This window comes from Verrucomicrobium sp. BvORR034 (genome assembly GCF_000739635.1).
In the GTDB taxonomy this organism is placed as follows: domain Bacteria; phylum Verrucomicrobiota; class Verrucomicrobiia; order Verrucomicrobiales; family Verrucomicrobiaceae; genus Verrucomicrobium.
Window position 1 is genome coordinate 74,096 of record NZ_BATQ01000106.1, and the last position, 14,904, is coordinate 88,999.

11 protein-coding genes and 1 pseudogene are annotated in these 14,904 nt (G+C 60.2%); 7 read left to right on the plus strand and 5 right to left on the minus strand.

The window, feature by feature from the left end:
• Positions 1 to 7: 7 nt before the first annotated feature.
• Positions 8 to 493, plus strand: a complete 486-nt coding sequence (locus BV034_RS17835; RefSeq protein WP_265593134.1) for a hypothetical protein — start codon at positions 8 to 10, stop codon at positions 491 to 493.
• Here BV034_RS17835 and BV034_RS17840 read toward each other — a convergent pair.
• Positions 484 to 1,416, minus strand: coding sequence for a sugar phosphate isomerase/epimerase family protein (locus BV034_RS17840; RefSeq protein WP_050028349.1), 933 nt, complete (start codon positions 1,414 to 1,416; stop codon positions 484 to 486). The genes BV034_RS17835 and BV034_RS17840 overlap by 10 nt on opposite strands.
• A gap of 145 nt (positions 1,417 to 1,561) precedes the next feature.
• On the opposite strand from BV034_RS17840, the gene BV034_RS17845 reads away from it, so the two are divergent.
• Positions 1,562 to 2,023 (plus strand): hypothetical protein, encoded by a 462-nt coding sequence (locus BV034_RS17845; protein WP_050028350.1) that lies wholly within the window; start codon positions 1,562 to 1,564, stop codon positions 2,021 to 2,023.
• A gap of 75 nt (positions 2,024 to 2,098) precedes the next feature.
• On the opposite strand, the gene BV034_RS17850 is transcribed toward BV034_RS17845, so the two are convergent.
• On the minus strand, positions 2,099 to 3,493 hold the full coding sequence (locus tag BV034_RS17850) for a hypothetical protein (RefSeq protein ID WP_050028351.1): 1,395 nt from the start codon (positions 3,491 to 3,493) through the stop codon (positions 2,099 to 2,101).
• A 123-nt stretch (positions 3,494 to 3,616) separates the two neighbouring features.
• On the opposite strand from BV034_RS17850, the gene BV034_RS17855 reads away from it, so the two are divergent.
• From BV034_RS17855 to BV034_RS17870, 4 genes are read left to right on the plus strand one after another with little or no spacing between them, the layout of a single operon-like run.
• Entirely contained in the window at positions 3,617 to 5,053 is a 1,437-nt protein-coding gene (locus BV034_RS17855; RefSeq protein WP_265593135.1) for an NAD(P)/FAD-dependent oxidoreductase, read from the plus strand.
• 56 nt (positions 5,054 to 5,109) lie between these two features.
• Positions 5,110 to 5,772: a carboxypeptidase regulatory-like domain-containing protein gene (locus BV034_RS17860; RefSeq protein WP_063768817.1), complete on the plus strand. Its 663-nt coding sequence runs from the start codon at positions 5,110 to 5,112 to the stop codon at positions 5,770 to 5,772.
• Positions 5,773 to 5,820: 48 nt separating this feature from the next.
• Positions 5,821 to 7,671, plus strand: coding sequence for an adenylate/guanylate cyclase domain-containing protein (locus BV034_RS17865; protein WP_265593136.1), 1,851 nt, complete (start codon positions 5,821 to 5,823; stop codon positions 7,669 to 7,671).
• Entirely contained in the window at positions 7,668 to 8,897 is a 1,230-nt protein-coding gene (locus BV034_RS17870; RefSeq protein ID WP_050028354.1) for a hypothetical protein, read from the plus strand. Before BV034_RS17865 ends, BV034_RS17870 begins: the two co-directional genes overlap by 4 nt.
• A gap of 23 nt (positions 8,898 to 8,920) precedes the next feature.
• Here the strand turns inward: BV034_RS17870 and BV034_RS17875 are convergent, their stop codons facing one another.
• On the minus strand, positions 8,921 to 10,363 hold the full coding sequence (locus BV034_RS17875; protein WP_050028355.1) for an FAD-dependent oxidoreductase: 1,443 nt from the start codon (positions 10,361 to 10,363) through the stop codon (positions 8,921 to 8,923).
• Positions 10,364 to 10,570: 207 nt separating this feature from the next.
• On the opposite strand from BV034_RS17875, the gene BV034_RS17880 reads away from it, so the two are divergent.
• Positions 10,571 to 11,212, plus strand: coding sequence for a hypothetical protein (locus tag BV034_RS17880; protein WP_050028356.1), 642 nt, complete (start codon positions 10,571 to 10,573; stop codon positions 11,210 to 11,212).
• 32 nt (positions 11,213 to 11,244) lie between these two features.
• Here the strand turns inward: BV034_RS17880 and BV034_RS17885 are convergent, their stop codons facing one another.
• Together BV034_RS17885 and BV034_RS17890 are read right to left on the minus strand one after the other, a co-directional pair.
• Positions 11,245 to 14,394 (minus strand): AAA family ATPase, encoded by a 3,150-nt coding sequence (locus tag BV034_RS17885; protein WP_050028357.1) that lies wholly within the window; start codon positions 14,392 to 14,394, stop codon positions 11,245 to 11,247.
• An 18-nt stretch (positions 14,395 to 14,412) separates the two neighbouring features.
• Positions 14,413 to 14,904 (minus strand): annotated as a pseudogene (locus BV034_RS17890) (hypothetical protein); the annotation flags it as partial.

Below are 14,904 nucleotides of genomic sequence, written 5' to 3' on the forward strand. Positions count from 1 at the left end.
CTCCACCATGCGGTCGCGTCTTTACTGCCTATTTCTCATAGCATCCTCCCTCTTTATTCTGATGACGGTGATCCTGCCCGTCATCAGCATGGCGGCCAAATATGGCGTCAACGACGAGGAATGGGCGAACATTCAGCGGCGCGGGCTGCCCAGCAGTGCGGCGTTCATGACGTGGACCCATTGGGTTCCGGCCGACAGCGCCATTGCCTCCATCCCCGCGGAGAACTCCGACGGTCCTCCCCCGCCCCTCATTGAGTATCGCATCGGCACGGGCCAGACTTGGCTCTTTGACTTCAACTTCTATCAAGGCCGGTACAAGAAATCCAATGGCCAGTGGGAGGTGGTGCCCGCCCGCGGACCGCTGTGGGGTGTGCAGATCCATTGGCACTGGACCTGGATCGCCCTAGGACTGACCGTCCTCACCATCCCCATCTTTGTGCTGCTGAAACCGAACTACGAGCCTTCGGGCGGTGAGATGCCGCTTCACATCTGACCGAACGCCTTGCGCAGCAAGGCCAGGCTCTTGGGGATCGCATTCAGCGGATCCTCCTTCCCCTCAAATTCCAGCGAGACATAGCCGGCAAACCCGGCCTTCTTCATGATGCCAGCGATCCGGTCGTAGTCGAGGTCGAGCGTGTACCATGTGCCGCCACCGTAGTACGTCTTCGCCTGGAGCAGCACGGTGTCAGGTGCCAGCATCGCCAGCCGGTCATAGGGATCCTCCAGGAAACAACCCGTATCCAGAGTGACCTTGAGCCAGGGGGAATTCACCGCATCCACCACCCGCTTCACCCCCTGGGGAGTGCGACCCAGACCCCAGTGATTTTCCAGTCCCATGATCACACCTCGCTTCCCCGCCTCGGCCGCGAGCCCGCCGTAAGCTTCAATCACCCACTCAAACGCGTTTTCTTCCGTGTAGCCAGGGAGCGGATCATCCTCGCCCCGCCGCGCCATCAGCTCATCGAAACTCTTGGTCGTGCCCCACGTCCCCGAGTTCACCCGCATCGTGGGAATCCCCAGCTGATAGGCCTGCTCCAGACAGTCCACCGTATGGTCGAAGTTCTTCTTCCGCTTCTCCTTGTCTGGGGAGAGAAAGCCCTGGTGCGTGGAATAGCCCATCAGATCCAGGCCCAGCACAAACGCGTGACGTTTGATCTTAAACAACTCGGCCGGCTCATACGAAATCAACTGCCGCTGCAGCACCTCGAATCCGTCGAACCCCATCCGCGCCGCATGCTCCAGACAGACGTCCATCGGGCGCAGCGGCTCCCGGTTGAAGCCCCAGAAGGAATAGGATGAAACGCCAATCCGGTTGGGGCGGGTCTTGGGCACCCCTTCAGCCGTCAATGGCAAGCCTCCCATCGTGGCGAGTGCACCTAGAGCGGTGCTCGAAGCAACAAATTGACGGCGATTCATTTTCCCAGAAGTAAACCACAGCTTGTCCGACGGATGCAATGCCCATCGGACGTCATGACCAAGTTCAGAAACTTTGCTTGCAAGAACCCGTGTGACGCGGAGCTTCAGTCGGATTTCATCTCTCGCTCTACCGTCTTTTCTTCCTATGCCCGGCTCATTCAACGGAATTGGCACCGCTTTCTACGGTGAACGGAACTATCAGCTCAATGGTTCTTACATCACCACCGAATGGATAATCCTCTTCTATCTTCCTATCATCCCGATCAGAAGCCTGCGAATTGCCCGCAACCCGCAAGATGACGTCCATGCAGTTGCCTATCACTCCGAGAGCTACTATGTCCTCAACAGAGAACCCTTGTGCTGGGCGCAGGTTTTTTCCACCTACGGTTTCATCGTCGCTACCATTGCGTGGATTCTCGGAGTGTTTGTCGGATACATGAATCTGTCGGACACGTGGAAGGAAAACGAGCTGCTAATGATCATCGGAGGTATCATCGTTGCCGCCGCACCCTTCTTCCTGCTGGTGTGGCTTCGGCATCGGAGCAAGAAGATCCTGGTGGAACAACTGCACCTCGCAATGTTGCGTCAGAATGACCAGGTATCCTAGACTACATCGCGTAGTGCGTAACCTCGAAACACGAGCGAGCAAGGGTGCCTAGCGATGCAAGTCTCAAGACTTGCACTACTTTGTCCGCAACATGTCCCTCACGTAGAGTTCCGACACTGGCTTAAGGAGATAGTCCTCACCCAGCAGCTTCTTCAGCTTCGCGATGGCCGTCTTCCGGTCATCGCCCGTGTTCTTCTCGTGGCGGGCCCAGAATTCTTCCCACCAACCTTCGGGCTGCACCTTCACTCCGGCATATTCCGTGACGCGGCCCGTCTCCCCACCCGTGACCAGGCTGCCCACATAATTGCTCTGGGCATACACCCGATCAATTTGGGCCTTGATGGCGGCCACATCGGCTTCCGACACCACCCCATTGGAAGTGGCCTTGTAGAACTGGACCGTCACGCGTACGGGATAGTCAGGATCCCGGCGAATGGGAAGGTTGTCGATCTCCGTGAAGGGGCCTTCCATTTCACCGTGGCCGATCACGGCGTTCTCCACATCACTGGTGCGAGTCCGAGCCGCACCCGCCGGAGCGGCAGGCATCGCTTCATCGGCTGCCCCAAGAGAGAAGCGACGAGGCCGTTCCTTTTGTTTTAAGGGCACTTGGATGAGCAGCACCATGTTGAGGCCAGCTTCAGCGCCAAGCTTGGGCGTCTGGCCCTCAGGCCCCGCCTCCTTGCCCACTTTGGAGTCAGACTCACGTTCGCCCGTGAGACTCGCCCTTTGGCCGTTTGCATTGAAAAACAGACGTTGGCCCCAAGCGCTGCCACTGGCAAAGGCATCGCGTTTGTTGTCGATCACCGTCACACTCGTGCCCTCGCGGGTGCACAGTATGGTCAGCACCGCAGGATCCCCACTGATGGACTGGTAGTTGAACAGCACGGGGTTGAAGGTGGCTTTCCCCTCCTTGGGAATTGGGAGGAAGCATGCCTGGGCACTCACCAGCACCTTGGAATCGCGTGCCGCCAGCAGGGACCGGGCCTGGCCATCGTTTTTCCATGAACCCGGCTGGCTGAGGAAGTCCAGAGGACTGGAAAGGAAATCCCTCAGAGAGACACGTTGGAGGCCACGCCCCCGCTCATTGCCCACCAGCAGGGTGAACGCTGCCGGATCGATGTCGCATGATTTGTCGTCAAAGTTGGGGAAGCGAATGACAGGCATGCAGGTGGTCTTGAATCCCCCTTTTGTCTCCCGTCCCACCTGGATGGTCATGTCGCTGATGTTGGGCCCTACCGACGAGCTCTTGAAGCGCCCCGTGTCCTCCCAAGTCACGTCCAGCACTTGCAACCCGCGGGCGCGAGCCAGCTCCTGAGCCTCTCCCTCGCGCGACATGGTGGCGGTGCGTTCGATCGCCTTCTCATAGGGATCGCCAAACAGTGACACGGCGGAGGCCGGGGGCGTCATGGTCAGGAGTGCAGCAAGGCCCAGCGTCAAGCGGGTGCCCTTCTTGGTGGGAAGCATTTTCATAATGGGGGAACTGTCTTGAGAGGCATGACGGCCGCCCTCAGGATTTCTTGTCAGTTTCTCCCTCTCCTGTGACGCGGGCCATGTCGCGGCACATTGCCACTGGCGCTTCCACCGCATCCTCCTATGCTGAACGCCACACGCATGCCCCAGTACGACGCCATCATCATTGGTTCCGGCCCGAATGGCCTGGCTGCCGCCATTCGCCTGGCCCAGCAGGGATGGAAGACCCTGGTCCTGGAAGGGGCCGATACCGTGGGCGGCGGCATGCGCACCAAGGAGCTGACCAAGCCCTTCCACCTGCACGACGTCTGCTCCGCCATTCACCCGATGGGGGTGGCGTCCCCCTTCTTCCGGTCCCTGGATCTGGAATCTCACGGGCTACGATGGATTCACCCCGACCTGCCCCTGGCCCACCCCTTGGACGGAGGTCGGGCCGTGCTGCTCCACCGCTCCCTTCAGGAAACAGCGGCTGGACTGGGAAAAGACAGTGGTCGGTATCGGTTCTTTTTTGAATCCTTGGCTGCTCATGCCAATGAACTCTATGGGGACCTGCTGGCACCAGCCCGCCTGCCCCGTCATCCCTTGTTGATGGCCCGTTTCGGCATGGGCGCAGGCTTGCCTGCCAGCGTCTTTGCCCGTTATTTCTCCACACCTGAGGCGCGCGCGCTCTTCGCGGGAAATGCCGGTCACTCGGTCATGCCCTTCCACCTGCCGCTGACCTCGGCCATCGGCCTGGTTTTGCAAACTGCCGCGCATGCGGGGGGCTGGCCCATTCCCGAAGGCGGCTCGCAGAGCATGGCCAATGCGATGGTGAGTCTGCTGACCTCCCTCGGTGGCGAGGTGCGGTGCAATACGCCGGTGAAGTCCTTTGCCGATCTGCCAGACGCCCGGGCTTACCTCTTTGACATCAGTCCACGGAATCTCGCCAGAATGTGCGGCCGTGAGCTCCCGCAAGCCTACCGGTACAAGCTGGAGCGATTCCGTCATGGGCCGGGGGTTTTCAAGGTGGACTACGCCCTCCATCACTCCATCCCGTGGGCCAATGAGAACTGCCATCGCGCTGGCACCGTCCACCTGGGCGGCACCCTTGAGGAAATAACCAGAAGTGAACGTGATGCCTGGCAGGGGCGCCATTCGGACAATCCCTTTGTCCTGGTCTCCCAACCCTCGATGCTGGACCCCATCCGCGCTCCCGCCGGCAGGCACGTGGCCTGGGCTTACTGTCATGTCCCGCATGGATCCACGGAGGACCGGCTGGAGGTCATCACCCGTCAGATCGAGCGATTCGCGCCCGGCTTCCGCGATTGCATCGCTGCCACGTCCACGCTCAATACCAGCCAGATGGAGAGCTACAATCCCAACTACATCGGAGGCGATGTCGTGGGTGGTATCACGGACTGGCGACAGCTCTTTACCCGCCCCGCCGGCTTGTTTCAGCCCTACGCCACTCCCCACCCAAAAATCTACCTCTGCTCGGCATCCACCCCTCCTGGAGGAGGCGTTCACGGCATGTGCGGCTACTGGGCAGCCGAGTGCGTTTTGAAGCGCGTTCGCAAGTAATGGGCGGGCCAGTGCGCCCGCTTGCGCAGGGCATTTTCACCAGTAGGATGCTGGACATGAGATCCCTGCGCTGGCCTTCCTGCTTGCTTGGCAGCCTCGTTATTGCCCTGGCCGCCTCATCCCGTTGCCAGGCCCAGGCCATCGTCGAGGGGCAGATCAGTTCCATTCCCCAGCCGCCGCCCGCCCCCATGGGCCGTTATCAATTGAAAGCGGGCCAGCTCGCTGCTCCCGCCAAGCCCGTGGCAGTCATCTACCTGGAGGGCGCTCCTCCCACACGCACTGGAAACACGGTCAGCATCATGGGACAGCGGGGTTATCAGTTTGAGCACCATGTCCTGCCCATTCAGACGGGCACCCGCGTGGAGTTCCCAAACCATGACGAGGACTACCACAATGTCTTTTCCCTCTCCAAGGCAAAGCGTTTCGACCTCGGCCGCTACCGCATGGGGGAAAATCCTCCCGCCCTGACCTTCGACAAGCCGGGTGTCGTGCGGCTGTATTGCGAGATTCACCAGCACATGCGTGGCGTCATACTGGTCCTGGACACGCCCCATTTCACAACCACAACGGCGGACGGCAAGTTTCGGCTCAAAGGTCTTCCAGCTGGCACTTACCAGTTGAAGGCCTGGCTGGACGAAAAAACCGTGCTGTCCGCACCGGTCACCTTGAAGGCTGGACAAACCGTCCGGCTGAATTTCGACAGCAGCGCCCGCAAGTAAAGCACCGCTGCTCGCCCAACTAGAACGACTTCACCCTTCGCATGCCCCGTGCCTGCCCTTTCCTACCGCACCAAGCTTGTTCTGGCGATGTCCCTCGTGGTGGCAGCGGTGACTGGGTCCACCATCTTTGTGACGGAGCGGCAGGTCCAGACAGGTTATCAACGCCTGTTCGAGGAGCAGTTCCACCACCAGACTCAGGCCTTCGCCGAGCAGCGCGCCCGACAGCTTCAGGAGCTCTCCGCGCTCTGCAAAACCACCGCTGAAAAGGTGCGCGTTGTCTCGGCCATGGAGGAGGCCCTGGCATCGAACGATCCCGATCTCCTGTATGACAACCTGGATGTGGAAGGCCTGGCCCTGATCAACCGGCAGGCAACCGTGGCCTCCGAGGAACCATCAGGCAGCACTCCCGCAGACGGGGCCACAGCCATGGTGGTGGATGCCAGCGGCCACCCACTCGTGCCGACCAAACCACGCAGCTACTTCCCCACCTTCCTAGATGTGCAGCAGGGCAAACCCGTGGCCCTCTTCAAGAAACGGCTCACGACCGCTGATCTGCAGCGCCAGGAGATCGGCTATCTGGCCGTGAAACAAACCCGCCAAAAAGGAACACTCCAAACAGGCTTTCACCTGCGAGAGTTCATCATCACCCCGTTAATCATCGAACCTACCAACGAGCTCCTCGGAGCCATCGTGGTCAGCTATCCGGTCTCTGATCTGACCTCGTCAGCCTTCCCGGAAGGCATGCAGGAACTGATGAGCGGCATCTGGCTTGACGGCCAGATCTATGGACCCGCGATGCCATTGTCGTTGCATCCCTCCATCAACAGCCGGGTCGCCAACATGATGCAGCACCTTCCCCAGACGACCGGGGCTCATAGCGATCTCAACCCCTTGTACGATGGGAAGAAGCCCCATCGGCTCTTTATCAAAGAGATCCCACACAACCCGCTCTTCCCGGCCGCCGCTCAGGTGGGTCTCTACTCTCTGGATGAGGCGATGAAGGAACAGCGGGGCTTGCGTCTGGTCATTCTTGGGTTCGGCCTGTTTGCCTTAGTGGTGGGCATCGGGTTTGTGATGCTCATCTCTCACGGCTTCAGCAAACCCATCGAGCAACTTGTGCAGGGCACGAACCGGGTGAGGCAGGGTGACTTTGAAACACCGGTCGAGGTGAAGACACGGGACGAGCTGGGAACGCTGGCGGCATCCTTCAACGAGATGACCAAGGATCTCGCCCTCAAGGAACGTTACCGCGCTGTGCTCTCCCAGGTCACAGACAAAGAGGTGGCCACCCAGATGATCAGCGGTCAGATCCGGCTGGGCGGTGAAATCCGCACCAGCAGCGTCGTCTTCTGCGACATCCGGGGATTCACGACGCTGACGGAGAACATGCCTCCCGCTGAGGTGATCGCCATGCTCAACGAGCACATGACCGCTTTGAACCGGGTGGTGCACAAACATCACGGCGTCGTGGACAAGTTCGTAGGTGATCTGATCATGGCCATCTTCGGCGCCCCCATGAGCTACGGGAACGATGCTCTCAATGCCGCCCACTGTGCCCTGGAGATGCTGCAAGTGCGGACCGCGCTGAATGAGACGTCCACCCACCGCATCGAAATGGGCATCGGACTCGCCACTGGTGAGATGCTTGCAGGCTGCATGGGATCGGCCGACCGGTTGAATTACACTGTACTGGGGGAACGGGTGAACTTAGCTTCGCGCCTCTGCTCCAGCGCTGGCCGGATGGAACTGCTCATCGATCGCAACACCTACGATGCCCTCCCGCCAGATACCATGGTCGAGCCGACCTCACCCCTTGAGCTGAAAGGGTTCAGCGATCCCGTTCCCGCCTACCGGCTGCTCGCCCTGCCAACGCCTCAACCCACACCGGCCCAAAGATGATCGCACTGCCCAGACTCTCGCGAACCACAGACGCCTGGCTGGCTTGCGCCCTGGGCGCGGCCCTCCTCCTGCTGAGTACAACCGCCCAGGCCATCCCTCTGCTTCCGCCGGATTCCCCGGTGGACGCCACCCTGAGCGGCTCTCTTGATCTGGAGACCTATTTCATCGACCAGCCAGCTCCTGGCCTGCTATTCACCGATGACGACACTTACCTTGAACCCCGTCTCTCATTGATGCTGGACCTCCAGTGGGGCCCGCACTGGAGCGCGTTTGTGCAGGCCCGCGTTGATCGTGGTTTTGATCCAGGCGTGACATCCGATGGCGACATTCGACTCGACGAATACGCCATCCGCTGGAGCCCCTGGGGCAACTCCATGGTCAACGTCCAGGTGGGCAAGTTTGCCTCCGTGTTTGGCAACTGGATTCCGCGTCACCTCAGCACCCAGAACCCCTTCGTCACCGCCCCTGCTCCGTATGAAAATGTGTTTGGCATCACCGATGCCGCCGTCCCTCTCAGCCGGCAGGCTTTCCTGGGACGCAAGACGCAGGCAGACAAGAAGAGGGATTGGCTCACCCAGATCTGGGGTCCCTCCTACGCCCATGGTGCCTCTTTGTCCGGAAGGTTGGACCAGTTTGAGTATGCCTTCGAGATCAAGAGCAACGCGCTTTCCTCCCGCCCCAGTGCCTGGGAAGCAAGGGAGGTGGAGTGGGACCAACCCACAGTGACTGGCCGTCTGGGATGGAAACCGGATCCCGCCTTTGCGCTCGGCATCTCCGGGAGCACGGGTGCCTATCTACTGGAGGCGGCGGACGCCACCCTGCCTCCCGGGAGCGATCGGGACGACTTCAAGCAGGACACGGTTGGGATAGACCTGCGCTACTCGATCCGCCATTTCGAACTCTGGAGCGAGCTGATCTTCACCCGGTTCGAAGTGCCAGGGGTCGGCGATGCAGACCTCGCCTCGTTCTATGTGGAGGGCCGCTATAAGATCACCCCCAGCCTCTATGCCGCCCTGAGATGGAATCAGCAATGGTTTGACGAGATTCCCGACGGGCGAGGCGGCTCCCCCAGCTGGGACCGCGACCTCTACAGGATCGATCTGGCTCTGGGATACCGTTTTGCCCACAACCTGCAAGGCAAGGTGCAGTACAGTTATGGACACGAACCCGGCCTGAATGCCAACCGAAGCCACCTGATTGCCACGCAGATTACCTGGACATTCTGACCGGGATCCCGGCATGGGAGGAATCAGGCTCGCAAGCCGAGCTGGCGCAGCTTTTCCTCGCTCTCCTTCCAGTTCACCTCGTGCGGCAGACGCTGCGACTTCGCGGCGATGGCTCCGGTAACTCCGGCCGCCTCTCCCATTGCGACTGCATTCCCGGTCACCCGGTAGCTGGCGTGAGAAATGAAGTCACCACTGATGCATCGTCCAGCCATCATGAGGCCATCCACATCCCGTGCGATCAAGGCACGCAGAGGAATGTCATAGGGCTTCACTTTGATGCCCGTGGCGTGAATGGCCGCCGTCTTGTTGTGATCTGCACTCGTGGCATGGATGTCCACGCCGAAGGTCACCCGCGCCACACCGTCTTCGTGACGGACACCTTGAATGAGGTCATCCTTTTGCACCGTGAATCTTCCCGCGATGCGCCGCCCGTCCCTCACACCGATCTGCTCTGCCGTGGCCACGAGTTGCAGCCCCTCCCAAGGGCCGCCCAGACCACGCAGGCCGTTTACCATTTTGGTCACCTCCGCGCGAGCCCGCACCGTGGCGGTCGTGATGCCCGCTGCGTCAAAGGGCTTCACCCCATACTCGTGGTTCATCATGGCGAACAGCAGGTTTCCCCTCACATGCCAGAGGGTCGGTTTGCTGTAGGACGGGAAGTGGCCAAATTTCTCAATCTCAGCCCGGATACGGTTCTTCTTCTCGTCGTTGGTATTCTCACCGGGCAAAGCCTTGCCAAAGCGAACGAACTCCCGTAGGGACTCCACATCCTTCACCACGAGCAGGGCGTTGAGCGACATGGGCTGGCAGGGGCAATCCTTCGCTTCACCCAGCTCAAAGGCACAGCCCGCCAGCGCCCCGAGGTCGCCGTCGCCAGTAGTGTCGATAAAGACCGGAGCCCGCCAGGCTTCCCGGCCGGACTTGGAGTCGGTGACAATCGTCGTCAGGCGGCGGCCCTCCTTGAAGGCGGCGGCAACCCGGGTGTGATATTGGAACTGAACTCCAGCTTCCACGCACAAGTCTTCCAGCAGCAGCTTCAAAGCTTCCGGGTCATAACAGAAGGCCTTCTCCCCTCCTCCGGTCTTGGCCCCGCGCTCATCCAGTTTCACCTTCAACTCTTTGGCCAAACCGGGTTTGTCGAAATCGAGCAGATAGCCCAGCAGACCAGCGGTCCACACCCCGCCCAGACATCCGCGCCATTCAAACAAGCGCACCTTCGCCCCTGTTCTGGCTGCAGCGATGGCGGCTGCCACCCCGGCCGGACCCGCGCCGCATACGATCACATCTGCGTCATCCGCCAGCGGCACCACCTCACCGGGAATGGAAAACTTGCCAGCCGATTGAGTCACCTCCTTCTCCGGAAGAGCTCCTGCATCTGCAGCAGACAACGACGGCACAGTGACACCGCCAAGGGCCGCGTGGAGAAAGTGCCGCCGGGAAAAGGGATGAGCAGATTCAGGATTCATGCAGTCCCCAAGACGTTCTGAAACGACGGAACATTTCAACGATGGCGTCTCTTCGGATCCCACCAAGACCGTGCTCCTGCCCATTCTCTGCAACGCCGGGCCCCTCGTTTCTCCAGAACGGGTTGACCAGAACCACCATTCCATGGAAAATTCCCACGTTGGCACGCGATTGACTGCCGTACTGTTGCCAGATACCCACCTCAGCATATGAACTGGAAACTGAGCTGCACCGTATTGGGAGGCCTTGCCCTCACCGTAGCCCATGCAAGCGATCTCACCGAAGCTTTGCGAAAGCTCTCAGACAACGGCCCCACCTACTATCAGCCGCCACCGACGTACCACGACAGCCCCGGTTACTACCCCTACGCACCACCGCCTCCGAACATCCCACCTCCCCAGCGCGCTCAACATGCCTATGATGTCGGTTACCGGGTCGGCCAGGATGACTTCTTGCAGGGGCACTCCAAGCACTTCGTGCGCCATGTCGACCTGTTCGACGATGCCACCCGCGATGCGTTCTCTCACGGCTACGACACCGGCTACGACGTCGCTCGGGAAGCCGCCGCCCGACGGGATCGCGAGTATTACAAGGCCAGAGTATCGCCCCAGCCACCCGTGCCCAGTGAGCACTACAAATCCGGCTACTACCCGTACACCCCGCCCCCCAAGGAGGCGCCCAACGTGGACCGGCAGCGTCATTCCTACGATATCGGTTATCGCGTGGGTCAGGACGACGCCCAAAAAGGGTTGTCCAAACATTTCCCCCGCCATGACAAGCTCTTCGACAAAGACACGCACGAGAGCTTTGCCGCAGGATACGACAAAGGCTATGAGCGCGCCAGGAAGTAAGGCTTACGAACAGAGGGCGGCACTCGCATAGATCAGGATACGGGGCGCTGCGCTCTCGCAAGCGCCAGTATTTCCTCGTCAGAGAGTTGGACAGGGCTGACGAGGGAGCGTGCTGCTTGCAAGCTGGTCACTGCTCCATCGCGGATGACGTAGAATTGTCCCGGCCCTTGTGCGGGCAATTTCGAGGCCACATCAATGCGGGCTTCGCTCAGCATCGGTTTCATCTTGGCCAGGGCTGTGGGTTCTTTCACGCGTCCCACGAACCAGTTGCGGATGTTGTCCTTGGCCTTGTAGTCAAAATCACCGGGGCTCTGGGTGGCGAGGAACATCCCCAGTCCAGCGGAACGAAAGCGCTTCAAGGCGTTTTCCATAGGTTCCTTGGTAGAGGGTTTGCTCGTGGCAGGCAGGTAAAGATCCGCCTCATCAAAGAGGAGGACGGCCTGGAGGTTGTCTGAAGGTTGTTTGCTCGCGTAGCGGTTCATCTCCTGGAGAAACTGCGAAATCCAAAACAGGAGTTTAACAGGCGAGTCGAAGAACTTCGTGCTGATGATCGTCAGCCGCGTTTTTCCGTGGGGCGAGTGAAAGAGCGATTCCGCGTTCAGTTTCTCCCCCCGCGCTTCCACGAGGTCCGCATTGCCCAGGCGAAGCGTCTCCAGGTCCTGCACCAGCTTTTTGAAGTGTTTGGTGTCGAGGTAGCCAATGGCATTGATCAGCGTGGCATCCTCGTCGTGAACGATGCCGAGGAGCTTGTCCAGGCTCATGTCAGGGTGCACCTGCGCCAGCACGCTGAGCGCCTTTTGGAGCACGACCGTCTTGGCGGCGTCATTACCATTCGCTTTGTAGCCCATCATCCCCGCGAGAGCTCCAGCGGTGTGTTTGGCCGCGATGTCACGGTCCGTGGGCTTCATCTCGGCCAGCCCGTCCGGAATCATGGGCAGGCATAGCGGGCGACCGTCATCCCGGCCAGGCGTGTAGAGGGTTACCTCGATCGACTCGCGCAATTTCGCGCGACGTGCCTCTGCTTCTGGCGAGGGCAAGGGCTGTTGCCAGGCAGCCTCACTGGCGTAGCTGCACAGGTCGCCCTTGCGGTCGATGAGCACTGCGGGCACACCAGAGAGCAGCAGGCTCTCGATGAGATTGAGCGCCAGCGTCGTCTTGCCGCTCCCCGATCCGCCGAGAAAGGCGGTATGACGGGTGAGCTCCGCGTTGTCAATCGTGACCGGCGACGGGGACAGCTCCTTGGTCATGCCGAGCCACGAGCGGCCTGCGGGCTGGCTCAGCGGAGTAGGCGGAGCTGCCTCACTAGGTGCATCCGGCTTAGGATCCACCCGGCGAGTGCTTCCAGGCAGGGCGGCCGCGACCTCAGGCGCCGCCGGGAGGTCGTCGAGATTCAGAATCATGCTGACCGGCCGGAGCTTCGTCAGTGGCGTTTCGCTGAGGAGCCATTCTGCAAATCCCTGGTGGGAACCATGCTGGGCCACAAAGGTCTGCATGGCCGCCATGGCACGCCAGTCAGAATCTTCAACGATCGTGCGAGCTCCACCTTCAGCAATGAGTTCGCCCAGCTTCTTGGCAATGACCGTACGAGGACTCTCTGGAAATGACGTGGTGCGAACGATGACACAACGCCGATCTTGATTTTTGGCCCGCTCTCTTGCAGCAACTACAGCATTCCCCAATGCGCCACCTTGCGCTTTTTGATTGCAGAGGGTCACCAGCGTCCGGGAAATCACCTGGCCGCTGTTCTCCAGTTGCGTCGCGAGCTGGTCCCCGCCCGCCGACGCTTTGATCGTCCAGCCATGACCGGGCAGTTCACCGGCAGCTTGGGAGAGTGCCCATGCCAGCAACCCGCTCATCTCAGCCTCGTGCTCAGGGAGCGGCTCCGAATAGGTCGTATAGTGGTCATTCCACAACTGCTCCAGAACGAGTCCTTCAGATCCGCCAGGGGTTACCTGTCCAAGCGTTCCTTCCGGGCGTCCGACATCCGTGTTCGCTACTACCGGCCGCTGGCCATCCCTCTGGCTCCGCTCGCGTGCGGCACGACAAAGGTCCAGCACCGTACGTGTCCTAGCTCCCTGTAGTTTTACTGGGAGGTCCGACACGAAGGGAAAGAGCGGCTCAGTGGTCACAATGTCCGTTCCGGAGTCTTCAAAGAGATGCTCCAGCCGTCGCACGATGATTTTCTCGACTTCCGCGGCGGTGCGGGTGCCTGTTAGCTTTGCGGGCCCAGGGTTTTTTTCAATTCGATCAAGAAGTGATGCCGTCAGTGACGGCTTCAGTTGGGCATAGAAATCTTCAAGGCAAGAGATCACGACGACCAAGGAGGGCACCGCATCGGTGAGTTCGCGCACGACCCGCATGGCGGAGAGAAAACGCGTCTGCACCGGCTCATTCAACTCATAGATGTCTTCCAACTGGTCCAGACAAATCACGAACGTGGATTGATCCAAAGCCCAGGCCAGAGCGGCCAAAGACCTGATGACCTCGCGAGGCCCTCCTTCGCCGTGCAGTGGCGCGATGCCACCCAGTTTTTGCAGGTCATAGTCCGAGAGGGGCCGGCAGCGGAGATACTGCAGAATAAGATTCTTCAATTGGGGCTCATCTCGCTGAAGCAGGAGCAGAACCCTGAGCAGATCGGGATGAATGTTCTGCACCTTGAGCCTGGCGATCAGATAGTCGGAACACTCAAACACCCACGGCAGATTCAGCTCCCCTTCACGGAGGAACTGAAGCGCACCGGGATCAAAGAGATCCTTGTCTTCCACGAGCGAGTTGGACAAACGTCGAAGGGCTGTCTGTTCAGAGAGGTCGTCGTCGTAAGACTGGTTTAAGGAGTCAATGATGTTGGTCAGCACATACTGCTCGTAGTTGGCCTCACCGGAGGTCATCTGCATGTAGGTGAAGTACCCACTGGCCTTTCGGACGACTTCACTGCGGAAGGCCCGCATGAGGTGGGTCTTGCCCGAACCCGCCTCCCCCAGCAGCAGCAGAATCTTCCCATATTGGAGCCCTGCTCCGACGCTGTTCATCACCCGGGCGAAGGCCTCCCTCGCCTCCTCGTGTACTTCCGGCACGTCCATGGTGTCGTGCCGGAAAATCTCATGCCGATGCACGATGGCATGAAACAGCTCCGGGTGGCTGTTGGAGCAGAATGCCGTGAGTCGCGGGTCAGTGACGTTCATGAGAGGAAGCGCCCAAAATTAATCAGTGCGGATAAAGTGAAAAGTTTCGCCGAGGTGATGGGTGGCCGAGCCTGCCACGTCCGCCGGATTCATGGCTTCCACCAAGTCGGCCCGGCTCAGGCGTAGGCGAAGGGCCTGATTGGCTTCCAACAGCCGACGCTTGAACTCCTGCTCATCCGCTGCGTCGGGCCACCCTGCCTGTTTCAGCCGCCGCCATACGTGAGAGATAAACACTTTGTTGTCTCCAAACCAGCCAGTGTCGCTGGATCGCGCGGCCGCCAGCACCCTCGCAGCGAAGTCCGACTCCTGGACATCCTCATTGGAGTCGGGCTTGCCTTGCAGCCCCGTCGTGTCGGCCGCGTGAGCCATGCGCTCAGCCACCCATTGACGCAGCAGGGCGTGGCGCATCTCCGTGGAGCCACTCTTGCGAGCACCCACGGCTTTCCCAGCCAGCAAATCGAGGACCTGTGTCGGTGTGGGCAGATCGCCCGTCGGAAGTTTGTACTCCTG